A 22,313-nucleotide genomic window follows, 5' to 3' on the forward strand; every position below is an offset into this window, starting at 1 on the left:
GAAGAATTTAACTTAACTGGAGAGATCTTATGAAAACCATCACTAAATTGTTGGTCGTCACGTCTTTAACGCTGGGAGTTTTATCAGGTTGCCAACAAAACCCCCATCCCATGGATATGAGCGCAGCTATCCAAAGCGCTAAAACCAAGGATGACCATGAGTCTTTGGCGACTCATTATGAACAAGCCGCAAAGGATGCCGAAGTTAAAGTGGAAGAACACAAAAAGCTTCTGCAACAGTACAAGCAGCACAGCTACCTGTACGGCAAGCAATCCGAAATGTTCCTAGAACATTGCCAATCGCTAATCAGCTCCTACCAAAAAGCAGTTGATGCCAATACAGCGATGGCTAAAATGCATCATCAAATGGCAGGTACCCAATAAACTCAGTCTTAACTATTGAAGGATTTGAGGGCATGAATATTTAATTTCGTGCCTTCAAATCAACAGTCTGAATTCTGTTGAAATTCTGCCCTTAACCAAATATGGGCGGAAGCCAGTTTTGGCCGAATTCGCTCTACCAAAATGAAGGGTGCGAAAGTTTTCAATATTAGTGGCACAAAATCCGGAATATTTCATTATTTGTGTCAAAAGCGGGTATAGCTTGTGACACAAATAATGAAAAATCACTTTAAAATCAATCGACCACTTTTCATTTTTTATGTCACCCGACATATAAAGAAAGTAATTGGAAAGGAAGAAAGTCGTGTCGGGTTGCCGGGCTATGCTGCAAAAATTTCAATGCAATAATCCTGGGGTTGGCTTAAAGTCACCCTGACATGAAAAAACTAGGCCGAAACGATCCCTGCCCTTGTGGCAGCGGTAAAAAATATAAGCAGTGCTGCTTGAAGACAGCAGACGCCCAGATTGCGCATGATCGGGCTGAAGCCGTCCCGAAAGCCATCCAGTGGCTCTTCACGAAGTATGAGCAGCCGGCCCGTGCCGAGATTGATGAAGGTTTTTTTGGTGGACTCGACGACGATGAATATGCCGAGCTTCAGGACCTACCCGAGGACTCGTATACCGGCATTATGATCAATGCCATGGAATGGCTGCTGGCAGATGGCGTGCTGACCCTCAAAGACCAGGACTATCGCGTTGCGGATTTGTTACTTGGAAAGGGTGGTCCGCTATTGTCTGCTGAACAGCGACAATGGCTTGAGCGTCTAACAGCCCTACCCCTCAGGCTTTACGAAATTGTGGCGGTGGTGCCCGGCAAATGCCTGACATTAAGGGATGTGATGCTGCCCGAACGCCCGCCCGTTCTCGTCCAGGAAAAATCAGGCTCACAACAAGCTAACCGGTATGACCTGATCGCGGCACGCATCGTGCCGTTTGACGCTCATTTTGAACTGTCCGGCGCCGTTTACTCTTTCCCCCGCCAACAAAGCTGGGATTTGTTGGAAGAACTCAAAGACGAATTAGAGGGCGTCGAGCCGGATTCTGCTCTCGCCAAGGAAATCACTAGTGCCATCATCCCGTTTCACTGGCTCCAGTTATTTGTCAGGGCCTTTGAAATGCCGCCAGTGGTTGATCATGTCACGGGTGAATCGCTGCTGTTCGTGACTGATCATTACCGGGTTCTGGACTGGGACGCATTGGACCAGGCCTTGACCAGGGCAGCGGATATCGAAGGCAATCGTGATGCAGGTTGGAGCCGTATATTTGTAGGCGAAGATGGGCTGACACGGCAAAGTCTCAGTATTCATCCCAGCAAACGCCAGGATCGAATCAAAGTGTCCTATCATACTCAACAGTATGCGGACAAAGGCAGACCTTGGTTCGAAGCGGTTTCAGGCACTACGGTGGCCTTTATCAGCCGGGAACTGGCCGCCCCCAAAGGCATGCTGGCTAATATGCAGCCTCATGACATCCCGGAAAGGTCGGAACCGATACCCCTGCCACCCGAGATAATAGGCGAGCTCATAGAGAAAAGAATTCGGCAGCTTTACGCTGACTGGGCTGACAAGCCATTACCGATATTGAACAATCAAACGCCGCGCGAGGCCATCAGAACCCCGGAAGGATTGGAACAAGTCAAATTCTTGCTGCACACCTACGAACATGGCGAAGCCCAGCAAGCCAAAGCGCAACACCGCCCTCCGGTTTCCTATGAATTTCTTTGGCAGTCAGTAGGGATCGCGCCGTAAGTACCGGGGATAGTTAATCTGATCCCAGGACAGGGTTAAAGGTCTTTAATGGTGGGGAACGCCAGTTTCGAAGCATTGACCCGGTTGCGCAAATCAAGACCCGGTTTGAAATGAACGGTGTGCCGACTCGGTAGACTGACAGACTCCCCGGTCTTGGGATTCCTACCCATACGGGCTTTGCGGGGAATCGTTGAAAAACCACCAAATCCACGAATTTCAATTCGTTCGCCAGTGGCGACAGCGGTAGTCAAAACATCAATGATAGTGTTGACAGCGAGCTCTACGTCTTTTTGCAGCAGGTGCGCTTGCTTGGCGGCCAGCGCACCCATCAGTTCCGATTTTGTCATCTGAAATGTCGAAGGTTCGACGGTGAGTTAATCGTCGAATCATAGCGCAGTTTCAAGAGGACTTCGAGCCACTCAACGCCCTCTATTTCTCAAGAGAATTTAACCGTTAACGGCGTCTTTTAAAGCCTTTCCGGCTTTAAAGCCTGGTAGTTTTGCCGCAGCAATGGTCAGTCCAGCGCCGGTTTGCGGATTGCGGCCTTGACGCTCGGCACGTTCCTTGACTTCGAAAGTGCCAAACCCCACTAACGATACCGAATCGCCGTTTTTCAAGGTATTTTGAATGGCACTGAGGATGCCATCCAAGCCCCGCCCGGCATCGGCTTTACTGAGATTCGCATGGCTGGCAATGGCGTCAATGAGTTCGGATTTATGCATGGTTTCCTCAAAAGGTGGGATGTAAAAACTAGGCGTTGATGATCGCAGTTTCAACATGTTCCTTCAAGCAAATCAGTCTGGAAGGCGTGTAAACCGGAACCGCAAAATTTTTGTACCAGTAGCGAATGTCGGCTTATAAAATTCGCAAATTGTCGCAACCGACCCATTTTTGCCACTCACGCTTCTCCAAAGCTGCCCTCCTGCCGAAGCTTGATTTTGGGACTGGAGGACTACAAAGCCGACATTGGCGACCTCAACCGAACAGCCATAACCTGTCGCTCAACGTAACTATTCAATTTGAATTATTAAAGCTTGCTGTAAGTCAGATGTCCGGTATTCGGTGAGGAGTGAATCTTGCTATTTAACCGCCGTTAAAAACTTACGCATTATGCGCTGTTTCTAACAGAAAAGCTCTTACGTGCTGGGAAGTTAGAATGCCTAATTGTAGAGGCCTATTTTTTGTGGCGTTTTGTATTGCTATCTTTTGTGAATTGTACCAATGCTTTAATCCCTAGTGTTGGACCTAAACTACTTATTTTATTGGCAGCAATCTTTGCAACTGGGTCTGCCAATGCATCGGCATCAAGTTCAATCCAACCCGATAACGCGTTAAAAATAGTTGTTAGAACTTGCTTTTTTGTCTTATCAGTGGAATTAAGCTTATGCAATTGATTTTGAATCGATTTTTTGTAGCTTTCAATACGTTCTTTGCGTTCCTGCTTAGAAATAGTAAATCGCTGCCTATCGGCGCGAGTACCAGTTGGTGCGATATCATCTTTTACCGGTGTCGCACCACGTCTTTCGACTAATTTTTGTTTATTTATTCTTTCATGATCGAGTTTATTGGACATATCATATACTATGTTGCTTCCGCCAGTTCATCAGCAATTATTTCCGCATGTTTCAACACAGTCTTGGTTGCCAACATCTGCATATCGAGTGGATAACTAATAACCGTAGTGTTTGTTTAATAATAGCATTTAATTTTGCTTTGACATTCTGTTTGATGGTCCAATCAATGGATGTATTCTCACCTAACCGCTGTGTCAAAACCACTGTAAGTTCCCGCAATTTGTTGTGTTCCGATAACGCCATGATCAGAATAGCCCTGTTTTTAGCGCATAACTTTAATGTTAGAATGTATTAGGGTAAGCGTTTAAACTAATGCGCTACAAAGGTTGAAAATTCAAAATTTAAAATAGTCAGGAAGCTTTATGACAACGCCAGGATCAAGAACAATAAGAGAATGCCCAGAGTGTCATGGGCCATGTTTGTTTTTTAATCCAGACTATGGATCAATATTTATATCAGATGAAGATGATCTTTTTGATTGGGATGATACCTACAAAAATAGAACTCCAAAATGCCCGCATTGCGCAAAGGATTTTTCAATCTCTGATGCTGAAATTACATGTATAGATTTTCTTACCGAGTATAAAGCAAGTTTGCTTGCAAGTGGAATGGGTGTTAATGAATTTCTTGATTTTCTAGGGGTTGAAACCTATGGGAAAACCTACAAAAAATACAAGTTATTTAAGAATATTCATGGAACAAAGAATAACGAGTATGATGCTTACTATGTTGCATTTAAGGCTTTACCAGAAGATTATTTCAGCAGAGTATGCGATATTGATTTTATAGTTAATAGAAATGACGATTTTGATTTTTTTGATTCAAAGCCCGTAAGATCAGAAAGTGATATCGAGCGTTCCGAAAACGAAGCGCTTGGATTAGTTTTGCGTGATAGCAATGCTATGAATTCTGATGAATGGCTAGTGTTGCCATTTTCAAAAGAAGTAGAAACTATATGGATCATTTTGATTGTTGATGGGAAAAATGTTTTCGTTACGCCAAATATGGCAATTAAACGGAGCAGTGAGATTTCAATTTCTTTACATGCTACTTGTAGTCATGTCTTAGCTAAATTCGATCCAAAGACCCCTCTCGTTGAGTTATTGATCGGCAATGGCGAAGGCGATTGTAACGATGAACACATGGCCAACATTACTCATTTTGAAAAACTGAAAAAATTGATTTTATACTGCGGCAATGTAACTGTTGATGGATTTAACGCACTGAAAAAACTATCGGCTTTAGAATATCTTGAATTGCGTTTTTCAGAGAGAGTAACTGATAAGAAGTTGGACGCAATTAAAGATTTAAGTAGTTTAAAATTCTTTAAAATGGATTCTTCAGTTGGCATCACTGATAATGGATTAAATTCAATTAAAGCGTTGATATCACTAAAGACGCTTATACTGCAAAGCGCAACAAATATAACTGATCAGGGATTAGAGGCTTTAAGCACTATGACTTCTCTAGAGTATCTCGATCTTGATCAATGTAGCTATATTACTGATTGCGGCATTTCAAAATTAATATCATTAATAAACTTAAAAAGCCTTACTTTGTATCATTGTGAAGAATTGACCGATAAATCAATTGAGCAAATAATAAAATTTCCGAAATTAGAGGATTTGTCGCTTATTGGAAGTCCAAATATTTCTGAGCAAGTAATCAATCGATTGCCAACAAGAATTCATTGTTTCACCGATATATCTGGATGAAATATTTTATTAAAAATCTTAATAAACAATTTTTATATCCCGATATTTTCTATTCATTGGCTACTGTGGCAGCTTTGTAGTTTTCCAGTTCGTAAAATCTGGATTTGACTGACTGGCCGGAGAAACGCGACCGGCAGAAGTGGGTCGCTCGGCGACCGTCCACTCTTCAGACTCATCGCCGGAAAGCTGCCAATGAATTCCGATTCCTGAAAGCGGTCTTTCGTCACTGAGCCCAACGGACCCTTTCCAGTCCGTCACGTTTCTCCTGCCCGTCAGCAATATCTTGATTCTGCGAATTGGAGGGCTACAAAGGAGCCACAGGGCGCGAGTTAATCCACGCCATTTGCAAGCTTCTTCCAATCCTCATTCTCGACAAGTGTTGAACGATAAATTTTTACTTTTGAGCATCCGGGGATGGACTTGAGCGTCTTTTTAACTAGATCAGCGACCGATTTAGGAAGCCATGGGCTCAAGATTATGCGATCCACACAACTTAGAGGGACTGGTATTCGGTGGATTGGTAGTCCTCCTGTTTTTGATGAGTAAAGTAGCCTAAATTCTTCTTCATTCCGAAATGCGGACCGCTTAAGAAAAGGAAGATCTTTAAGTACAGGTTTTGTTTGACTGAGCTCTTCTATTGTTCTGTATATAACTTCCTTTCCCCTAAGCCCCTCTACCTTTGAAATCGCGGTCAGAAATTTCTCTCGTTTAAATTGAATGCACGCGCCACCCGAACCATGAGAAAAAACACACCAATGATGGTAGGTTTCTGCACAGTTAGCTAGGCACAGCGCGTACACAGATTTAGCACCAGATTTACGCGCGTATTCTTCAATAAAAAAAGAATCATTTCGATCATCCCAACTTGCCGGATTAAGCAAAGCAAGTTTTTTAGTATGCAGGTAATCAACGACATACGGAAGCTCAGTGTATCGGCGCATTAATATTTCCATCAGGATAACAGTTCCCAAGACACATAACAAAGAGTGCTATATCTACCGACAAATGTCCTTCTAAACAACAATTTCCTCATCAGAATATGATTTTTCTTCACTCATATCATCAGTTATAAGCAATAATGCTTGGTAATGTTTGAATTACTGTCATTGAATCAGTTGGGGCGATAGTCTTAACCGATTGATAACTAAGAATAGTAGCAACGTTCGCCCGTTTTACTATTAAGCATTTATTCTAATATTCTAAATTATTTGGCTACATACAAAGCATAAAATGAAATCACTCTGCCTTGGTCTGTTGTTTGTTTTGTTGCCACTTCGAGTGGATGCATTCTCTGTAATTGGCTACGAGAAAGGTCCTGGTGGAAATTTTTGGTCAATCGACTTGGCAAATGGCACCCGTTCTTTGTTAGGTATGGGAGCCGGTTTAGGAAGTTTTCAGGCGTTTGAATACGCTCCAGATGGAACATTGGTTGGCTACGAGAAAGGACCTGGTGGAAATTTTTGGTCAATCGACTTGGCAAATGGCACCCGTTCTTTGTTAGGTATGGGAGCCGGTTTAGGAAGTTTTCAGGCGTTTGAATACGCTCCAGATGGAACATTGGTTGGCTACGAGAAAGGACCTGGTGGAAATTTTTGGTCAATCGACTTGGCAAATGGCACCCGTTCTTTGTTAGGTATGGGAGCCGGTTTAGGAAGTTTTCAGGCGTTTGAATACGCTCCAGATGGAACATTGGTTGGCTACGAGAAAGGACCTGGTGGAAATTTTTGGTCAATCGACTTGGCAAATGGCACCCGTTCTTTGTTAGGTATGGGAGCCGGTTTAGGAAGTTTTCAGGCGTTTGAATACGCTCCAGATGGAACCTTAATTGGCTACGAAAAGGGACCAGGGGGGAATTTTTGGGCTATTGACCTTACTAATGGTACTCGATCCTTACTAAGCATGGGCTCTGGACTTGGGAGCTTTCAGGACTTTGATTTTGTATCGGAAATAAGCCAAGTACCTGAGCCCTCTATGATTTACTTATTAGGTATAGGTGTCGCATCTTTAATTACGCAAAAGCGTATTGCCAGTGTCAAAAATTCTGATGTATTTGAAGTATTGTGGAATAGAAAAACCTGAGAAATCAAATGACAGAGTGGATAAAGCGATCATGTTCGCTATGCGAAATGGATTTTTTCATAAGATCAGATTGGCCTAAGCCACCTGAGAATTGTGATTATTGCAGAGCAAAATACGTAGAAAATATAATTCCAAAGCTAAAAAATTATTTAGGCATTCGAAAGAAATTTGACAACAAGCCAGTATCGTCACCACTCGACAAAGAAATTTTGCAGAAGGATATTGAACTGAGAGCAAAGATCAGGAAAATTCTTTCTAAAAAAGAATTAAACATCAGTGTCTTAATTTATGAATTGCTAGAAGATAAACACATACGAAGATTGATTCTTAGGTTAGATAAACAGTGCAAAATAAACGATAAAGCTCAAAATCGATATAAGCAGAATAAAACTAAAAAAATGGCGGTTACAAAACATATCAGAATAGTTCAAGGAGGCTCGCCAGGCTTGGGGAAAAAAGCATAGGCAAAAAGCTAAATAGTAAGTTTGAGCAAATCCATAGGTAAAAGGCCATGCCTAACAAACCATGACCCTACTCAACACTTGGGGATTATGTTTGACTTTGAACGACAGATTTCCGTATTGCAGCCGCCATTACGCTGAAATACTTGAATGTCAAAAAGTGGCCGTAGTGACGCAGCGATAATTTCTATTTGCTCGCCGAAAACCGTTAAATTGGATAGTTACCCCGAGGGTCGGGTTTTGGCCGTCTGCCGCCGATGGTCAGCGGCATATATTTCAGTTGTAAATAATGAATCTGGTATTGGCCGGTTGTCCGATCAATACCAGATGCAATGTCTAGTTTAATCTTATGCTGTGCCACCCTCCCTGGCTCATACGAGCCTGAATTAAGTCTCTGTACTGTTCAGGATCAGGTGGGTTTTTCCGTTGGTGTCGCTTGTGATTACAATACCAGCAAGCCGCTACGATATTAGTTGGCTTGGTTGAACCACCTTCATGATGAGCTTTAAGATGCTCACCTGTGCATCTTAAGAGTTTAGCCTGATTAGGCGTTATTTTGTATTTGGCGGAAAATTCAACGATGTTCCCTGTCAACATCGGTTGGTCGCAATAGTAACAGCGACCGCGTTGACGGGAAAAAGCGATAGAGCGGGGTTTTACTAGGGATTTGCGTGATCTTGCCATGATAGCCTCAAAAAAACAAAAGTTACCCATGGCACTACTAGAGTGCACATTGGAAACCAGCTTTAATGCTCAGCTAACTGGTAAAAATACAGGCGTTCGTTTTTGAACTGCCCGGTGAAATTATATTGTTTATTGGTTGGGCAATACAACTAACTATTACATTCCCAAACCACAAAACCGTCGATGACATCCTTCGTTGATCGATGACGCTTGGCGTTGATCAGCGACATGAGTGATTCATTCAGAATTGTTAAGGCTTTCGGATCGTCAGCATTAACGTATCGGCTTGACCTGCCCTGTCCGTTCTCGCACCTCTCAGGTAGCCAACGTTGCGGGTAGGAGCTAACTCGAAAGCCATGGTTGACCAAAATCTCGGCAACAAATGGTTCTCCGCTTTTGACAGTCCACTTAACTTTTTTTAATGTGTGCAGCCCACCCAGAAGAACGAGTATCGGCTTATCGCTTTGGAATTTCTCTAAGCGACTGGCCATGTGTTCGTCACGATCCTGATCGGCATCAGTGGCTTCGATTTCCAAGCATGGCAATCTTGATTTAAGCTTGGCCAGATAATCGATCATTTTTCGCATACCTGCATGATCGATGGCGGGTTATTGATTGTGGTTTTTCATAGGACTCCTCGTTCTGAGAGATTACTCTCTTAGCGGGGTGTCTGTGAATCGTCGGCAAGATCATAGCTGTTGTTGGACAGAATTTTGGACGTTAATCAGACAAAATTCGATATCTGGAGCTTTGTGTAGCAAGTTGCTACACTTCTGACACTTCGGCATCCATCAAGTTTTCTAAAAACGCCTGAAGTTTCTTCTCTTTCTTCTCATCGAGCGCGGCTGTGTTCAACTTGATTGTCATGTGTTTCCCCGCCCAAGAAATATATCCAACTTTCTTACCGTCCTTGATCAAATTATGAGTACTCTGTATATGGCAATCCTTATTACCCTCTTCTTCCGCTTTGAGCTTGCGGATGATGTACCCTGCTATCTTGGTTTGCTCTAAGTCACCGTTCAAGAGAAGCCCCCATGCTTCAGCCAAGAGGGTGTCATAGAGTGGTGTCTCGTTGTTCTGCCCTATCCTACGTATATCACTTGCGGCGGATCGTGATAACAATCTCGGGTTGTTGTTCAGATCATTCCTGATAAATTCTGGAAGATCATCAAACGAAAAGTAGCGGTACATATCTTCTCTATTCATGCCCAACGACTCTGCTAATTTCTTTTTAGTCGGGAACAAATTTTCTATCTGTCTTATGGCTATGCCAATTTCATAGTCACTTAGATCTTCCCTATCAACATTTTCCGCCAGAGCAAAGACGGCCATATCGCTGTCTGAAATTGATGTGACAATCGCACCGATAGTGGGTTTATTCAATAACTTGTGCGCTCTCCACCTTCTTTCACCAGCGGCGATTTGGTAGCGATCTTCTACCTTTCGAAGAAGAATTGGCTCCAAAAGTCCTACTTCTGCGATAGATGTTGCTAACTTTTGCAGCTCATCTTCTGGAAAGATTCTTCTCGGCTGATACGGGTTCGGCTCGATAGTGTGTACCTGAACAAGGATGTACTCACGACCTTCTGAAAACTCGGCTGTTTGGTGCGATTCGACATGCTTTTGCAGATTTTGCTTTAGCCTTTCTTCCAGCATTTTTGTTGTGTTTTTCGCCACGCTTAATTATTCCCTATCTCTATTTTCAATAGTTTAACTATAGTTTCAGCCAAATGCCTGAACTCGCGTGAAACTTTGGCTGTTCTGTCCAAAGCATGAAGACTTTGTTGTGTAATGGCCGATTGATTGACCTTCGTGCTAGTGGGAATTCGAACATCGATAAGTTTACCAATTTGTTCTTTTGCTGAAGCTTCGATCAACTTGCACACGGTTTGGCGTTCATCATGTCTAATGAGTAATGCACCTATTAGTTCAAGGCCTGGATTGATTCTATGGATTTTCTCAACTAACTTCATTAGGTCCGTCACACCATACATACCGTACTGCGATCCGCTCTCAACCGGAACTATAAAGTGAGTGGAAGCGGCCAAGGCATTGCTTGTCAGCAACTTCAAACTAGGCGGGCAATCCAGCAAGATCACATCATAGATGCCGATTAAAGGTTTGATCTTCTCTCTTAATTCTTCTGATGGCCTTGGAGCATGATCTTTCAATTCATCTTCAGTCTTACCTAGCGCTAATGATCCGTAAATCAATGACACACCTTCGATGTTCGTGTTGCTATGAATAGCGAGTGGTAATTTCTCAACTTCAGAAACTAACAGTTCAGCACAGGTGACAGTTACTTCACTGGGATGCTTTTTACCAATATGCAAACTGGCATTGGCTTGAGGATCGAGATCAATCACCAATACCGATAATCCCATTTTGGCTAATTCTGCCGATAGATTAACGACAGTTGTTGTTTTCCCACAGCCACCTTTGTGATTGGCAACAGAGATGACATATGTTGGTTTTTCCGTCATATTGTGTTCGATGTAAATTATTTATGTGTCCAGTATAGTCGATTGATATTATCAATCAACTAAATAAAACAACAACAACGTAAAGAGGGATTCCCCTGTTGTTGTTTTATCTTGTTTTATCTTGTTTATATTTGTTTAGTTTTTTGTAAACCACGGTAGGCAAGGCTTACAACTGAAATAGGACATAAGATTGGGGAATACGGACATAGAATTGGGGACTAGAGGACATAAAGTTAGGTGTCAAAAGACATAGTTTTGGGGATTAAAGGGCATAAAATTGGGGGTGCCCATAAACGCTTATATGCCTTCATTCGCATGTAGAAAAGACATTCTCAACCTATTGATATAATGCTATTTTTTTTACGCGAAGGATTAGATGCTCGATTACAAAAAGTCATTTGGCTTTGACAGGACATAGTTTTGGGGAAGCGCTAATAGATACACCATGACAGCGCATAAAAACAAAAGACATAGTATATAAAACGTTATACTATGTCCTTATGAACGAACTATCTTCGCCAAACTTAAAGAAACATGCTGCCGCGATTCATTGCAGCGGAGAGCTTTCGTTGGTTGAAAGAAAGCTATCAAACATCCTACTGCTCAATTCATACGAAGAATTGCTGTTCAAGGACGTTCATACCATTCCCACCAAGCACCTGTTCGCAATGTTGGGTTGGGAAGACAGCAACAACGTCGAAGGGTTGAAATCCACTTTAAAAGGGCTGATGTCCACGGTGATTGAATTTAATCTCATGGGTGACGGTGGGGAAGTATGGGAAGCAATGACCTTATTGAGTTCTGCAAAAATCGCAGATGGATATTGCCGATATTCATATGCAAAAGACTTAGCCGCCAAATTCTACAAGCCGGAAATCTTTGCTGTTATAAATCTATCCGTTCAAAAGCAATTCAAGAGTAATTACGCGCTCACTCTATACGAAAATTGTGTTCGATTCATTAAAGTAGGCTCGACCGGATGGTGGAGCTTAGACACTTTTCGAAAAGTCATGGGGGCGAACTCAGAGACATATCATGAGTTTAAACGCTTGTCTAGCTTTGTGATCAAAAAAGCCATGGATGAGATTAACCAGGTCTCGGACATTAGACTGAAGGTTGAGTACAAAAAAGAGAGCCGTAAGGTAGTGGCTTTGCGGTTTCTGATTACTGCTAGTTCACAGCAGGTTCTTATTGATCGCGATGCTAAGGCCAATAACACCGATAATGTTATAGAAGAACTAAAAGGAAACGAACTTTTTAAAAGACTTCGGGAACACGGGATCGGCGAACGATTAGCCTTGTCGTGGATGATAGAGGAACCCGAGTTGGCAGCAAAGGCGGTGGATTACACAGAATTGATGGACGCCAAGGGTAATATCAAAGGTAATACCGCAGGTTACATCCGCAGGCTCATCGAATCTAAAGCCGAGCTGGAAGAACCGCTCTATAAGACCAACAAAAAAAAGTCAGAACGGGAAGAGTCTGTTCGACGAAAAGTTGAGTCGGACAATAAGAAGCAGTTAGAAGAATTCCGGAAGCTTAAATTCAAAGAAGCATCACAGAATCTTTCATTCAATGATTTAATCGAATTAAAAGATCAATTTTTGATGTCTGCTGAAGCAGTATCGCTTACGCAAACAAACTTCGATAGGGACAAAGGTAAGTTCGTCGACAAAGTGACACAGCTAACGTTTATGCCGTGGCTGAAAAAGAAAATCACACCAGAATTTGATCAAAAAGAGTTCGAGCTATGGTTACAAAAAAAAGTGTAGCAACTTGCTACACATTTTTTTAAATGTCAATATTTTGAGCATTGATCGACATCTTCCAAAATCTGAACCGCCAGAATTTCTCGGAGGCGCCAACAATTGAGATGATGGAGCTCTGAAAGAGAAAACTACAAAACACTATTCATCAGAAATCCGAGAACGAGCCGTTCGCATGGTGCAAGAACATCAAGGCGATTACCCGTCGGAATGGGCAGCAATTCAAGAGATTTCAGGCAAGTTTGGCTGTACGGCTGAGACGTTACGTCACTGGCTGAGGCTGTCGCAAACAGCCACCGTAAAGTTGAAAACGCCGGCCAGCAGCGAACCGGAACGGATCAAGGCGATGGAGCGAGAAAACCCGGAATTGCGGCAGGCCAACGATATTCTGCGTAACGCCTTTGCATATTTTGCACAGGCGGAGCTCGACTACCCACAGGGCACAAGCGCCCGTTCAAACGATGAAAGCGTTCATTGACGACCATTGCATCGTCTATGGGGTCGAGCCGATCTGCAAGGTATTGCCGATTGCCCCGTCGACGTATTACCGGCATGCAGGCATGCGGCCCGCCAAGCCAATCAGGAGTTAGCCGAGGTCAGCGTGAAGCTTCAGTGGGCAGTGTGGGTGACTCTTATGACAATACCTTGGCCGAAACCATCAATGGTTTGTATAAAGCTGAGCGGATTCATAAACAATCCTGGAAGAATCGCGAAGCCGAGGCTGGGTATTATCAGCAACTAACTGAGCCTGCTAAGGCAGCATGACTCACAACCTAAGGCCTCCGAGATTTCCGGGGCGGTTCAATTTCGGGCACCGGTGGCTTGCGAGGTTTCAATGTCGACAATTAGGTCATGACGGTTCCCGGACATGGCGTAGGTGAGGTTATTTTTGACAAAAGTTGATTTAAAATTGATCGAAAGTTGACTTATGTTTGATGAGTTAGTGACTAAAAATTGACAACTGTTGATAACAATGTGACTGAAACATCGGGGCAGGATATGTGAAGTACATGTACCGGCGAGGCCGCCACATGTACTTCACTCCCTTTATTCGCGCTATGCACTCAATGGGAATCCTGCTCTACGAGGTCAATCGGCTACCGCCGATAGTTGAACATCAGAGGGGAACATGACAGAGAAGAAGGCGACGAGGAAGGGAAGTACCCCGATATATGTGTGGGTTACTCCAGACGAGAAAGCGGCAATCGAGGCGAATGCGCGGCAAACAGAACATAGTACGTCTGCCTATTTGAGATCGCTTGGCCTTGGCTATGCTCCGAAAAGCATCGTTGACAATCAAAAAGTCATCAAGCTTGCTCAAATCAATGGCGATCTTGGTCGTTTAGGAGGATTGTTGAAGTTATGGTTAACAAATGACGCGCGAACTGCGCAGTTTGGTGACAATGTTATACGGGCTACCCTTGCTAGAATTGAAGATACGCAAGTACAAATGGTCGAAGTGATGAAATCAATTATATTGCCACGATCAGAATTGTGAGAATCTCAATAGCCGACATCTTTTTGATGGCGGAAAACCAGGATGTAGATCTCGTTATCGTTTGGTTCGCAGCGAACACGCTACATAGCAATCGCAGAATGGTTAGGGCCCATTTAAACAAATTGCTGCGATGTTTTGTATCACATTTTATTAACCCGGCCCTTAAATACCCTGTGCTGCGTAAGCAGCGGCTGGGTGCCTGAAATAAGCGGCGACATGATTGGGTAGAGCCGAGATACGGTTCATGAAGGCGTGGGCTTTTTCAAGTAACGCTTCCGCATTTTGGCTGACGGGCCCACTGCGTAAGGCGGTTTTGAAATCGCGATTGAGGTATTCGTCAGGGTTCGATTCGGGCGCATAAGGCGGTAGAAAAACCAGTTCAATCCGGTCTTGTTTGTCCTGTAGCCATTCGCTAACTTGTTTGGCGTGATGCACGCGCAGGTTATCGACCACCAGAAAGATTTTTCGTGTCACACCTTCGATCAAGCGGCCAAGAAATTCCAGAAATCGCGGGGTATTGATCGAGCCTTCGACGATTTGAAAGGCACATTCACCCCGTGCGGAAATGGCTGAAATCATGGACAGTTTGTGCCAGCGTGTCGGTGTCTTCAGCACCGGTGTCTGGCCTTTAGGGGCATAGCCTCGAATCCAATGCGTGTCTTCTTTAACGGCGGTCTCGTCGCCCCATAAAATCGTGGCGTTTTCTGCTTTGGCTCTCGCCAATAGCTGTGGATAGGTCTGCTCCAACCAGGTAGCGACTTTGACCGGATCTTGCTCCAGGGCGCGCTTGATAGGGCGTTGTGGGGTAAAACCCCACCGCTTGAGATACTTGCCCACCAGGCGATCCTGCATCTCCACGCCAAAGCGTTCCCGGATGAGTGCCTTGATCGCAGGACGCGTCCATAAGGCAAATGGCAGCTTCAGTTGCTGTGGGCATTCGCCCACGATTTGATCACGCAACCAGCATTCATCCGCCATGGTTAGTTTACGTCCGCTACCGACGCGACGCCCTCGGCTTTTTTCCAGTAAAGCACCTTCGCCTTCCTTACGGGCTCGGGCGAGCCACTCTTCAATCGTTCGATGGTGAACCCCGGCCACATCGGCCAGCTCTTTGAGGCTCATACCTGACTGCTTGCGCAATCGAATCACCATTTGACGTAATAAAGCACGCCCTTCAATCGTTAGTTTTCGCGCATCAATTTTCTGTTTTTCCATGCGCTTATTTTATCAAATTACAGGGTATTTGAGGGCCGTGTTAATAACACGCCCTCTATTATCAAATGTTTGTGACTCTCGGTTTATTTGATGATTGGTCGCTAATCAAGGAGTAGGGCAGGGTGGTCTCTCCGGATACTATGAGGAAGGAATGGCTTGAAATCATCGAAAAAACGCCTACGCATGGAGATGATTTAACGCCACAGCGCTAGTATTTCATCTCTTATGGGCCATCAGCAGGGCAGTCCAACGTGCCAATGTGTGGATTGGGACTTACTTTGCCATTCTAATGATAACGGGGTTTATCACCGACGCCATAATGGGCAGCTCGTCACCGGGAGCATCTGGCGTTTTCAGGCCTAGTGAATTAGCTTTGGTAACTATTGTCATGACAACGTCTGACGGCTATACTGCGCTTCTCTGCCTATGGGAGATATTATGGCTACTCAATCGACACGCACCACCAAACTTGACCTACGATTATCGCCTGAAGCAAAGCAAACCTTGAACGCGGCAGCCCAGGCAGCCCATTGCTCCGTCAGTCAGTTTGTATTGGCGAGTGCCTTGGCACGCGCCGCTGAAACGCTTACCAAGCGACAACGCTTTGAACTCAATGCCGAGCAATGGGAGCATTTCATGGCCGCGCTCGATGCGCCGCCGCAAATTGTACCCCAGATCCAACGCTTGTTTCGTGAGCCGAGCCCTTTTGATCTGCCGATGGCCGAATGACGGGTTTTCGGATTGAGAAGCTACGGCGCGATCATCCCCTTGATAGCTTTACCTGTGGACGCGAAGAGCTTGACCGTTTTCTTATTCGCTATGCCCTCGGCAACCAGCAAGCCAACGCTTCGCAAACTTATATAGGCCTGCATGGTCAGGAAGTTATAGGCTTCTACAGCCTGGTTGTGAGCGAAGTCGCCTTTGGCGATGCGCCGGAGCGCTTGACCAAAGGCTTAGCCCGTCACCCTGTTCCCGTCATGTTGTTAGCGCGGCTGGCTGTGAGCACCGCCTGGCAAGGCCGCAAGATTGGGTCCGGCCTGTTAAAAGATGCGATGCTACGCACGTTGCAGGCTGCCGACATTGGCGGTATTCGTGCTTTCGCTGTTCACGCCAAGGACGCCTCTGCCAAACAGTTCTACGAGCGGTTTGGCTTTGTCCCCGCACCGACAGACCCGTTGCACCTTTACCGTCTCATCAAGGATTTACGCCGTTCTCTCGAAGCGTGACGTTGAAACTACGTAAGCGCCCTTTAAACCACGCAATTGAATTTTTCTACAAAGCTGTACGAGTTTGGTTAGGCTGTTGGGTTGATGAGACGCCAGGGAAGCAAAGCTTCGAAGTCTTCGACGGCTTTTGCCAAAGGCAGTTGACGGAACAACTCCACCAGATAGGTGTAAGGTTCGATGCTGTTAGCCTTGCAGGTTTCGATCAGCGAGTAGAGATTAGCGCTGGCCTGGGCGCCGGCCACTGTGTCGCAAAACAACCAGTTGCGGCGGCCCACCACGAAGGGGCGAATGGCATTTTCGCAGAGATTGTTATCGATGGGCCAAGCGCCATGGTCGACAAAGCGAATCAGTTTGGGCCACTGCGACGACAGGTAATGCAAGGCCTTGCCCAGCAAACTGCCGGGCGTAACCCCGTGCAAATGCTCTACCAGCAAGCCTTCGATCTTGGCCAAAACCGGTCGGCTTTGTTCCTGGCGCTGTTGTCTGCACTGTTCGGCGCTGAGTTCTTTCGCTTTGGCTTCGATGGCATACAACTCGCCTATCGCCGCAATAAACTGCGTCGCCAGTGATGCCGGTCCACGCACGGCTTTGGGGATGGCGGCTTCTGCTTCGACAAAATAGCGGCGTGCGTGTGCCCAACAGCCCAGGTGAATGGCGCCGCGCGCGGCGGCAATGGCGTTATACACCTCATAGCCGTCGCTCATCAGCGCCACGCCGGGTTTGATGCCTTCATACAGCGGCTGCGCATGAGTTCCACCGCGCCCCGGCGTGTAGCTGAACAGGCGGATCGGCGGGCCGGAGCCGGTCAGAGATAACTTTTCGTTTGCGCCGCTCGCCCGGATTCCTTGAGCACCTGAATGACGGTTTCGTCGCCCAGGATCAGGTCGACCTCCAACAGGTGGTCGCGCAGCAAATTGATCACTGGCTGCACTGCTTGACCAACTCGCACCATGCTCGCAGCCAGAGTGGTACGCGACAAATCGCCGCCGAATCGGCCTAACAGGGCCGCTTGCCGATACAGCGGCAGGCCATCCTGGTATTTGGCGGTGACCACCCAGGCCAATGCCGCTTCGGTGAGCAAGCCCTTGGGGTTAATACGCGCTGGTGCTGGCGTGACCCGAATGCTGTTGTCGCAGCACGGACAGGCATATTTGATGCGCTGATGTTGAATGACGCGGATTTGCTGCGGCACGATATCGAGCTGCTCACTGATTTCAGCGCCGATTTCCAGCAGCGTATGGCCATCATGGGCGCAGACGCGTTCGGATTCAGGCAATTCGTGGCGCACAATCTCGCGCGGTAGATGCGGATCGAGCGGTTTGCGGCCGCGCTTCTTGCGGCTGTGAGCAGCGACTTCGACGGCGTCGGGCGTGGCTTCCTCGGCCACCGGCTTACCCTGAGGTGCCAGGGCTTCGGCCTCGTTCAGAAACAGATCGCGCTGGGCCGGATTAGTCCTCGTCTCGGATTTGGCGGCATACAGACGGTGCAACAACGCATCAATGCGCTGCTTGAATACATCACGCTCGACCGTCACCAAGCGCAGTTGCTGGGCGAGGCGTTGCTGTTCGCCCAGCAAGGCCTGATAGTCTTCAGCGGACAGCGTGATGGTGGTCGTCATGCCGCTATTTTACTAAATTTAACCTATTGTTTCAGCTAGCTTTTGTATAAATTCGTACGGGATGTGGTCGCATGGCCGCCAGGTTAATACCGGCTAACAACCAGTGTAATTGTTCCACCGTCAGCATGATCACCGGGCTGTCTTTCGGCCAGTGAAATCGATCGGCTTCCAGCCGCTTGATCATCAGCCAGAAGCCGGTGCGATCCCACAACAGCAGTTTGATCCGATCCCGCCGCCGATTGCTGAACACATAGATGGCGGGTTCAAACGGATTCAAGCCTAAGGCCTGCTCAACCAGTAGTGCCAAACCATTGATGGCCTTGCGGCCATCGACGGGTTCGCGGTGCAGGTAGACCTTTAATCCCGGTTCGAAACGGAACATGGCAAGGCGGCCAGACCATTCAATAAAGGGGAAAGTTCGGTCAGGTCAACACCCTGCAGTTCCAGTTTAACCCCGTTGGGTAACGCCACATGGAGAGTGGCTTGTACCGGCTTCGGCACCGCCATGGACAGAACCGGTGCGAAGGCCGATAGCGTGGCCGGGATACTTGGCGACATTGAGCTGGAAATTTCACGATACTGGTTAATCCACTTGCGCAGCAGATTGGCATTGATGCCGTGTTCCAGGGCCATCCGGGCTACCGAAACCCCCGGTTGTAGACAGGCTTCAACGAGCTCCCGTTTGGCTTCCGGATCATAGCGACAACAGCCATTACTCCGATGACCCACCACCAGTGCTCGCGATAATCGACTCTTGTTCTCCATCGAAGGTGTCCACCTTGTTATAAGTGGACACTATCTTCGGCGCTTTTAATCAGCAGGGATAGACGCGGTTAAAAGAGCGCTTACGAAACTACGCGCATTAAATCCATCAACAGGGCGATGATATGGTCTGCGTAAAGAGTGAGAGTACCATGTGGAGAAACTCTCACCCTCGAACTGGAGGCCCCAAAAAGCGAAATCGCTACGGAATTTTCCGGTTCTGTGTTGACGCCTTTATAGTCGTCGAAGCAGTGGCTAACCTAAAAGTGAAGCTAGATCCGATCTAAATGCTTGTTTTTATTATAAAATAAAGCCTAAAATTTCGACAATTTAACATAATCCGTCTTATGCGAACAAACAATGTTAGTGCAATATAGTAATGTCCTGTTTTAGCAAAGTTGAAATGTCCTATCCTAAGTCACTTAACAACGGGTTAATTCCCCTGCGCTACTCGACCAGTTACTCGTCCGTCCCCTAATCGTACTTGACCTGATACGAGCCGTATTATGATGATGCCATCCATTTTGTTTCGTGACGTCATCTATCGGGGATAATGTCCTTTATCACCTAGGCAAGAGGAGAAACCACCATGACTCAACGCTTCATCCCGTCATCGCTCCCGCCCTGTCCCCGCCTGATTGCCGCCGCCGGCAACCCGGCGCACCTCCACGAAATTCTCAGTTGGTGTGAGGCCTGCGCAACCGTAACTTAATCGCGCTGATGGTCTAGGCGTTTCGTTTAGCCCTAGCTCAATCTGTATCCTCAAAGGGTAACAGGTAGTTATCCACCAAACGGCTCGCACTAATGTTCGAACTTGCAAGAAGACGACTGCACTCTACCACTAGATCGGCATCGGAGAGCTGCGATTCGCAAAGCGCTGTGAGAAGAACTCGTGCATCTGAGATCATGGCAGCTAACTTTTCATACGTTAAGGCATGTGATGCCCCGGCAACAGCGGCCTTTGTGGCCTTATTTTTTGGGTGAACACTAACACGCACACAATGATAACCATCGTAGTTTTTGGCAAACCATTCCGCAGCGACGAGGAGCTGACCATGATCCTCCTTTTTTAACGCATTCTTTTCCTTCTTCCTGCTCTTCGCTTCGATTACTAGACCTATTTTTTCCGGCAAAAGCCAAAGTACGTCTGGCCCTTCACCATTTGTATCGTACCGTTCTGAAGACAGTAAGCGATCTTTTGACCGCGTCTGTATAAGCAGACCGAAAGGAGTGAAGATAGTGTCCACTTATCACAAGGTGGACACCTATGAAGGAGCACAACACGCGAATATCGCGGCCATTAATCGTGGGGCACGGGCGAGACGGCCGCTGCCTTTATGATCCGGAAGCCAAGCGGGAGTTGATAGAAGTTTGCTTGCAACCGGGTATATCGGTTGCCAAGGTCGCGCTGGAATACGGTATCAATGCCAATCTGCTGCGCAAGTGGATGGGACATTACCGTGGAACGGGGCATACGAACTCAAGTGGTCCATTAGCGTTGCCGGCTTTTGTGCCCGTTCAATCGCTGAGCGCAGGAAAATTTACTGAGTCATCGCTCACTGCGGAGTTGCCCAACGGCGTCAAACTTGAGCTGCCGTCTGTAGCATTGAGTGATTTGCCATTGATTTTGAAGGCGTTGGCCGAACTGCCATGTTCCGTTTCGACGCCGGATTGAAGGTTTACCTGCACCGCGAGCCGGTCGACGGCCGCAAGGCCATCAATGGTTTAGCGCTGCTGGTTGAGCAGGCATTATGCTTGAATCCGTTCGAGCCGGCCATCTACGTGTTCAGCAATCGCCGGCGGGATCGGATCAAACTGCTGTTGTGGGATCGCACCGGATTTTGGTTAATGATCAAGCGGCTGGAGACGGATCGGTTTTGTTGGCCGAAAGAGGCCGCCGTGGTGACTTTAACGGTCGAACAACTGCACTGGCTATTAGCCGGTATTGACCTGGCGGCGATGCGGCCACATCCGGTGCGGATGTATACAAAAACCAGCTGAAACAATGGCTTAATGCGCGTAAAATAGCGGCATGACGACCACCATCACGCTGTCCGCTGACGAATACCAAGCGTTGTTGTCCGACCACCAAACCTTGCTGGCCGAACAACAACGACTGACTCAGCAATTGCGGTTAGTGACCGTTGAGCGTGATTGTTTGAAAGAACGCGTCGATGCGTTTTTGCATAAGCTCTATGCCGCCAAGTCCGAAGCGCGGGCCAATCCTGCCCAACGCGATCTATTCCTGAACGAAGCCGAAACCTTAGCCCCTAACGGTACGCCGGCGGCCGAGGAAAGCACGCCCGAAACGGTTGAGGTGGCTGGCCACAACCGCAAAAAGCGCGGCCGCAAACCACTCGACCCGCATCTGCCGCGCGAGATCGTGCGCCATGAACTGCCGGAAGCCGAACGCCTCTGCGGCCATGACGGCGCGCTCTTGGTGGAAATCGGTGCTGAAATCAGCGAGCAGCTCGACATCGTGCCGCAACAGGTGCGGGTGATTCAGCATCACCGCATCAAATATGCCTGCCCCTGCTGCGACAACAGCCTTCGGGTGACGCCGGCACCGGCGCGCATCATTCCCAAAGGCTTGCTGACCGAAACCGCCTTGGCCTGGGTGGCAACCGCCAAATACCAGGATAGTCTGCCGTTGTATCGGCAAGCCGCGCTGTTGAGCCGGTTCGGCGGCGATCTGTCGCGTAACACCCTGGCGGCGAGCATGGTGCGGGTTGGCCATGCCGTGCAACCCATCATCAACTTGTTGCGCGACCATCTACTCGATGCCGATCTGATCCTGGGCGACGAAACCGTGGTTCAAGTACTCAAGGAATCCGGGCGCGCCGCGCAAAGCAAAAGTTACTTGTGGGCACAAATGACCGGCTCGGGCCCGCCGATCCGCTTGTTCAGCTACACACCGGGTCGCGGCGGCACGCATGCGCAGCCGTTGTATGACGGCATCAAGCCCGGCGCGGTACTGATGAGCGACGGCTATGAAGTGTATAACGCCATTGCGGCGGTGCGCGGTGTCATTCACCTCGGCTGCCGAGTAGACAGGGGCGTTGCCACCCCTGACCCTCACAGAC

The 22,313-nt window shown here is 47.1% G+C and carries 24 protein-coding genes, 4 pseudogenes and 1 other annotated feature; of the genes and pseudogenes, 14 read left to right on the top strand and 14 right to left on the bottom strand.

Annotated features, from left to right (window positions below; genetic code table 11):
- Positions 1-29: 29 nt before the first annotated feature.
- Both ACWAU0_RS22200 and ACWAU0_RS22205 read left to right on the top strand, forming a co-directional pair.
- The gene (locus ACWAU0_RS22200) at positions 30-383 is read left to right on the top strand and encodes a hypothetical protein (protein WP_101052485.1); all 354 of its coding nucleotides are present in this window, start codon (positions 30-32) and stop codon (positions 381-383) included.
- 395 nt (positions 384-778) lie between these two features.
- Positions 779-2,149, top strand: coding sequence for an SEC-C metal-binding domain-containing protein (locus ACWAU0_RS22205; RefSeq protein ID WP_367156217.1), 1,371 nt, complete (start codon positions 779-781; stop codon positions 2,147-2,149).
- Positions 2,150-2,184: 35 nt separating this feature from the next.
- Here the strand turns inward: ACWAU0_RS22205 and ACWAU0_RS22210 are convergent, their stop codons facing one another.
- The 4 genes and pseudogenes from ACWAU0_RS22210 to ACWAU0_RS22225 all read right to left on the bottom strand — a co-directional run.
- On the bottom strand, positions 2,185-2,496 hold the full coding sequence (locus tag ACWAU0_RS22210) for an integration host factor subunit beta (protein ID WP_064023723.1): 312 nt from the start codon (positions 2,494-2,496) through the stop codon (positions 2,185-2,187).
- 99 nt (positions 2,497-2,595) lie between these two features.
- Positions 2,596-2,871, bottom strand: coding sequence for an HU family DNA-binding protein (locus ACWAU0_RS22215; protein WP_064023724.1), 276 nt, complete (start codon positions 2,869-2,871; stop codon positions 2,596-2,598).
- Between the two features lie 452 nt (positions 2,872-3,323).
- Entirely contained in the window at positions 3,324-3,722 is a 399-nt protein-coding gene (locus ACWAU0_RS22220) for a hypothetical protein (RefSeq protein WP_458139284.1), read from the bottom strand.
- A gap of 8 nt (positions 3,723-3,730) precedes the next feature.
- Positions 3,731-3,960, bottom strand: a pseudogene (locus tag ACWAU0_RS22225) (type I restriction enzyme endonuclease domain-containing protein); the annotation flags it as partial.
- 125 nt (positions 3,961-4,085) lie between these two features.
- Between ACWAU0_RS22225 and ACWAU0_RS22230 the strand changes: the two are divergent.
- Complete coding sequence (locus ACWAU0_RS22230; RefSeq protein ID WP_458139285.1) at positions 4,086-5,438, top strand: leucine-rich repeat domain-containing protein; 1,353 nt, start codon at positions 4,086-4,088, stop codon at positions 5,436-5,438.
- Positions 5,439-5,767: 329 nt separating this feature from the next.
- On the opposite strand, the gene ACWAU0_RS22235 is transcribed toward ACWAU0_RS22230, so the two are convergent.
- Positions 5,768-6,379, bottom strand: a complete 612-nt coding sequence (locus tag ACWAU0_RS22235; protein ID WP_458139286.1) for a hypothetical protein — start codon at positions 6,377-6,379, stop codon at positions 5,768-5,770.
- A gap of 289 nt (positions 6,380-6,668) precedes the next feature.
- Here ACWAU0_RS22235 and ACWAU0_RS22240 point away from each other — a divergent pair, with 289 nt between their 5' ends.
- The gene (locus ACWAU0_RS22240) at positions 6,669-7,517 is read left to right on the top strand and encodes a TolB-like translocation protein (RefSeq protein ID WP_458139287.1); all 849 of its coding nucleotides are present in this window, start codon (positions 6,669-6,671) and stop codon (positions 7,515-7,517) included.
- 8 nt (positions 7,518-7,525) lie between these two features.
- Entirely contained in the window at positions 7,526-7,981 is a 456-nt protein-coding gene (locus ACWAU0_RS22245) for a hypothetical protein (protein ID WP_458139288.1), read from the top strand.
- Positions 7,982-8,314: 333 nt separating this feature from the next.
- Here the strand turns inward: ACWAU0_RS22245 and ACWAU0_RS22250 are convergent, their stop codons facing one another.
- The 4 genes from ACWAU0_RS22250 to ACWAU0_RS22265 all read right to left on the bottom strand — a co-directional run bounded on the left by ACWAU0_RS22250 (position 8,315) and on the right by ACWAU0_RS22265 (position 11,145).
- Positions 8,315-8,692, bottom strand: coding sequence for an HNH endonuclease (locus tag ACWAU0_RS22250; RefSeq protein WP_458139289.1), 378 nt, complete (start codon positions 8,690-8,692; stop codon positions 8,315-8,317).
- 119 nt (positions 8,693-8,811) lie between these two features.
- Positions 8,812-9,240, bottom strand: a complete 429-nt coding sequence (locus ACWAU0_RS22255) for a hypothetical protein (RefSeq protein WP_313731119.1) — start codon at positions 9,238-9,240, stop codon at positions 8,812-8,814.
- A 187-nt stretch (positions 9,241-9,427) separates the two neighbouring features.
- On the bottom strand, positions 9,428-10,339 hold the full coding sequence (locus tag ACWAU0_RS22260; RefSeq protein WP_313731120.1) for a ParB/RepB/Spo0J family partition protein: 912 nt from the start codon (positions 10,337-10,339) through the stop codon (positions 9,428-9,430).
- Between the two features lie 2 nt (positions 10,340-10,341).
- A complete protein-coding gene (locus tag ACWAU0_RS22265; RefSeq protein WP_313731121.1) occupies positions 10,342-11,145 on the bottom strand; it encodes a ParA family protein in 804 nt (267 codons plus the stop codon).
- Positions 11,146-11,645: 500 nt separating this feature from the next.
- Between ACWAU0_RS22265 and ACWAU0_RS22270 the strand changes: the two genes are divergently transcribed.
- The 4 genes and pseudogenes from ACWAU0_RS22270 (at position 11,646) to traJ (ending at position 14,409) form a co-directional block, all read left to right on the top strand.
- Positions 11,646-12,917: a replication initiation protein gene (locus tag ACWAU0_RS22270; RefSeq protein ID WP_313731122.1), complete on the top strand. Its 1,272-nt coding sequence runs from the start codon at positions 11,646-11,648 to the stop codon at positions 12,915-12,917.
- 169 nt (positions 12,918-13,086) lie between these two features.
- Positions 13,087-13,495 (top strand): annotated as a pseudogene (locus ACWAU0_RS22275) (IS3 family transposase); the annotation flags it as partial.
- Positions 13,314-13,447: a sequence feature (AL1L pseudoknot), on the top strand. It overlaps the preceding pseudogene by 134 nt.
- Positions 13,496-13,532: 37 nt before the next feature.
- Positions 13,533-13,676: a hypothetical protein gene (locus tag ACWAU0_RS22280; RefSeq protein ID WP_425258027.1), complete on the top strand. Its 144-nt coding sequence runs from the start codon at positions 13,533-13,535 to the stop codon at positions 13,674-13,676.
- 364 nt (positions 13,677-14,040) lie between these two features.
- Positions 14,041-14,409 carry a conjugal transfer transcriptional regulator TraJ gene (traJ, locus tag ACWAU0_RS22285; protein ID WP_313731124.1) on the top strand — a complete coding sequence of 123 codons (369 nt, stop codon included), beginning with the start codon at positions 14,041-14,043 and terminating at the stop codon, positions 14,407-14,409.
- Between the two features lie 162 nt (positions 14,410-14,571).
- Here the strand turns inward: traJ and ACWAU0_RS22290 are convergent, their stop codons facing one another.
- Complete coding sequence (locus ACWAU0_RS22290) at positions 14,572-15,624, bottom strand: IS630 family transposase (RefSeq protein ID WP_458137583.1); 1,053 nt, start codon at positions 15,622-15,624, stop codon at positions 14,572-14,574.
- Between the two features lie 438 nt (positions 15,625-16,062).
- Here ACWAU0_RS22290 and ACWAU0_RS22295 point away from each other — a divergent pair, with 438 nt between their 5' ends.
- Both ACWAU0_RS22295 and ACWAU0_RS22300 read left to right on the top strand, forming a co-directional pair.
- The gene (locus ACWAU0_RS22295; RefSeq protein ID WP_313731125.1) at positions 16,063-16,353 is read left to right on the top strand and encodes a type II toxin-antitoxin system TacA family antitoxin; all 291 of its coding nucleotides are present in this window, start codon (positions 16,063-16,065) and stop codon (positions 16,351-16,353) included.
- The gene (locus ACWAU0_RS22300; protein WP_313731127.1) at positions 16,350-16,850 is read left to right on the top strand and encodes a GNAT family N-acetyltransferase; all 501 of its coding nucleotides are present in this window, start codon (positions 16,350-16,352) and stop codon (positions 16,848-16,850) included. Before ACWAU0_RS22295 ends, ACWAU0_RS22300 begins: the two co-directional genes overlap by 4 nt.
- Positions 16,851-16,918: 68 nt before the next feature.
- Here the strand turns inward: ACWAU0_RS22300 and tnpC (ACWAU0_RS22305) are convergent.
- The 4 genes and pseudogenes from tnpC (ACWAU0_RS22305) to ACWAU0_RS22320 all read right to left on the bottom strand — a co-directional run bounded on the left by tnpC (ACWAU0_RS22305) (position 16,919) and on the right by ACWAU0_RS22320 (position 20,477).
- Positions 16,919-18,468, bottom strand: a pseudogene (tnpC, locus tag ACWAU0_RS22305) (IS66 family transposase).
- Between the two features lie 31 nt (positions 18,469-18,499).
- Entirely contained in the window at positions 18,500-18,850 is a 351-nt protein-coding gene (tnpB, locus tag ACWAU0_RS22310) for an IS66 family insertion sequence element accessory protein TnpB (protein ID WP_313731131.1), read from the bottom strand.
- Positions 18,826-19,233, bottom strand: a complete 408-nt coding sequence (gene tnpA, locus ACWAU0_RS22315; RefSeq protein WP_313731132.1) for an IS66-like element accessory protein TnpA — start codon at positions 19,231-19,233, stop codon at positions 18,826-18,828. The genes tnpB (ACWAU0_RS22310) and tnpA overlap by 25 nt, the downstream gene beginning before the upstream one ends.
- A 746-nt stretch (positions 19,234-19,979) precedes the next feature.
- Positions 19,980-20,477: a PDDEXK family nuclease gene (locus tag ACWAU0_RS22320; protein ID WP_458139290.1), complete on the bottom strand. Its 498-nt coding sequence runs from the start codon at positions 20,475-20,477 to the stop codon at positions 19,980-19,982.
- Positions 20,478-20,497: 20 nt separating this feature from the next.
- On the opposite strand from ACWAU0_RS22320, the gene ACWAU0_RS22325 reads away from it, so the two are divergent.
- The 3 genes and pseudogenes from ACWAU0_RS22325 to tnpC (ACWAU0_RS22335) all read left to right on the top strand — a co-directional run.
- A complete protein-coding gene (locus tag ACWAU0_RS22325) occupies positions 20,498-20,905 on the top strand; it encodes a transposase (RefSeq protein WP_458139291.1) in 408 nt (135 codons plus the stop codon).
- Positions 20,881-21,231: an IS66 family insertion sequence element accessory protein TnpB gene (tnpB, locus tag ACWAU0_RS22330; protein ID WP_458139292.1), complete on the top strand. Its 351-nt coding sequence runs from the start codon at positions 20,881-20,883 to the stop codon at positions 21,229-21,231. Before ACWAU0_RS22325 ends, tnpB (ACWAU0_RS22330) begins: the two co-directional genes overlap by 25 nt.
- A gap of 31 nt (positions 21,232-21,262) precedes the next feature.
- A pseudogene (tnpC, locus tag ACWAU0_RS22335) lies at positions 21,263-22,273 on the top strand (IS66 family transposase); the annotation flags it as partial.
- Positions 22,274-22,313: the final 40 nt, after the last annotated feature.

Source organism: Methylomonas sp. Uni0009, assembly GCF_054188105.3.

What these genes read in the sequence shown, in the direction of transcription:
- ACWAU0_RS22200 (WP_101052485.1), top strand. Translation starts at nt 30, where the DNA reads ATGAAAACCATCACTAAATTGTTGGTCGTCACGTCTTTAACGCTGGGA.
- ACWAU0_RS22205 (WP_367156217.1), top strand. Translation starts at nt 779, where the DNA reads ATGAAAAAACTAGGCCGAAACGATCCCTGCCCTTGTGGCAGCGGTAAA.
- ACWAU0_RS22210 (WP_064023723.1), bottom strand. Translation starts at nt 2,496, where the DNA reads ATGACAAAATCGGAACTGATGGGTGCGCTGGCCGCCAAGCAAGCGCAC.
- ACWAU0_RS22215 (WP_064023724.1), bottom strand. Translation starts at nt 2,871, where the DNA reads ATGCATAAATCCGAACTCATTGACGCCATTGCCAGCCATGCGAATCTC.
- ACWAU0_RS22220 (WP_458139284.1), bottom strand. Translation starts at nt 3,722, where the DNA reads ATGTCCAATAAACTCGATCATGAAAGAATAAATAAACAAAAATTAGTC.
- ACWAU0_RS22230 (WP_458139285.1), top strand. Translation starts at nt 4,086, where the DNA reads ATGACAACGCCAGGATCAAGAACAATAAGAGAATGCCCAGAGTGTCAT.
- ACWAU0_RS22235 (WP_458139286.1), bottom strand. Translation starts at nt 6,379, where the DNA reads ATGCGCCGATACACTGAGCTTCCGTATGTCGTTGATTACCTGCATACT.
- ACWAU0_RS22240 (WP_458139287.1), top strand. Translation starts at nt 6,669, where the DNA reads ATGAAATCACTCTGCCTTGGTCTGTTGTTTGTTTTGTTGCCACTTCGA.
- ACWAU0_RS22245 (WP_458139288.1), top strand. Translation starts at nt 7,526, where the DNA reads ATGACAGAGTGGATAAAGCGATCATGTTCGCTATGCGAAATGGATTTT.
- ACWAU0_RS22250 (WP_458139289.1), bottom strand. Translation starts at nt 8,692, where the DNA reads ATGGGTAACTTTTGTTTTTTTGAGGCTATCATGGCAAGATCACGCAAA.
- ACWAU0_RS22255 (WP_313731119.1), bottom strand. Translation starts at nt 9,240, where the DNA reads ATGATCGATTATCTGGCCAAGCTTAAATCAAGATTGCCATGCTTGGAA.
- ACWAU0_RS22265 (WP_313731121.1), bottom strand. Translation starts at nt 11,145, where the DNA reads ATGACGGAAAAACCAACATATGTCATCTCTGTTGCCAATCACAAAGGT.
- ACWAU0_RS22270 (WP_313731122.1), top strand. Translation starts at nt 11,646, where the DNA reads ATGAACGAACTATCTTCGCCAAACTTAAAGAAACATGCTGCCGCGATT.
- traJ (WP_313731124.1), top strand. Translation starts at nt 14,041, where the DNA reads ATGACAGAGAAGAAGGCGACGAGGAAGGGAAGTACCCCGATATATGTG.
- ACWAU0_RS22290 (WP_458137583.1), bottom strand. Translation starts at nt 15,624, where the DNA reads ATGGAAAAACAGAAAATTGATGCGCGAAAACTAACGATTGAAGGGCGT.
- ACWAU0_RS22295 (WP_313731125.1), top strand. Translation starts at nt 16,063, where the DNA reads ATGGCTACTCAATCGACACGCACCACCAAACTTGACCTACGATTATCG.
- ACWAU0_RS22300 (WP_313731127.1), top strand. Translation starts at nt 16,350, where the DNA reads ATGACGGGTTTTCGGATTGAGAAGCTACGGCGCGATCATCCCCTTGAT.
- tnpB (WP_313731131.1), bottom strand. Translation starts at nt 18,850, where the DNA reads ATGTTCCGTTTCGAACCGGGATTAAAGGTCTACCTGCACCGCGAACCC.
- tnpA (WP_313731132.1), bottom strand. Translation starts at nt 19,233, where the DNA reads ATGGAGAACAAGAGTCGATTATCGCGAGCACTGGTGGTGGGTCATCGG.
- ACWAU0_RS22325 (WP_458139291.1), top strand. Translation starts at nt 20,498, where the DNA reads ATGAAGGAGCACAACACGCGAATATCGCGGCCATTAATCGTGGGGCAC.
- tnpB (WP_458139292.1), top strand. Translation starts at nt 20,881, where the DNA reads ATGTTCCGTTTCGACGCCGGATTGAAGGTTTACCTGCACCGCGAGCCG.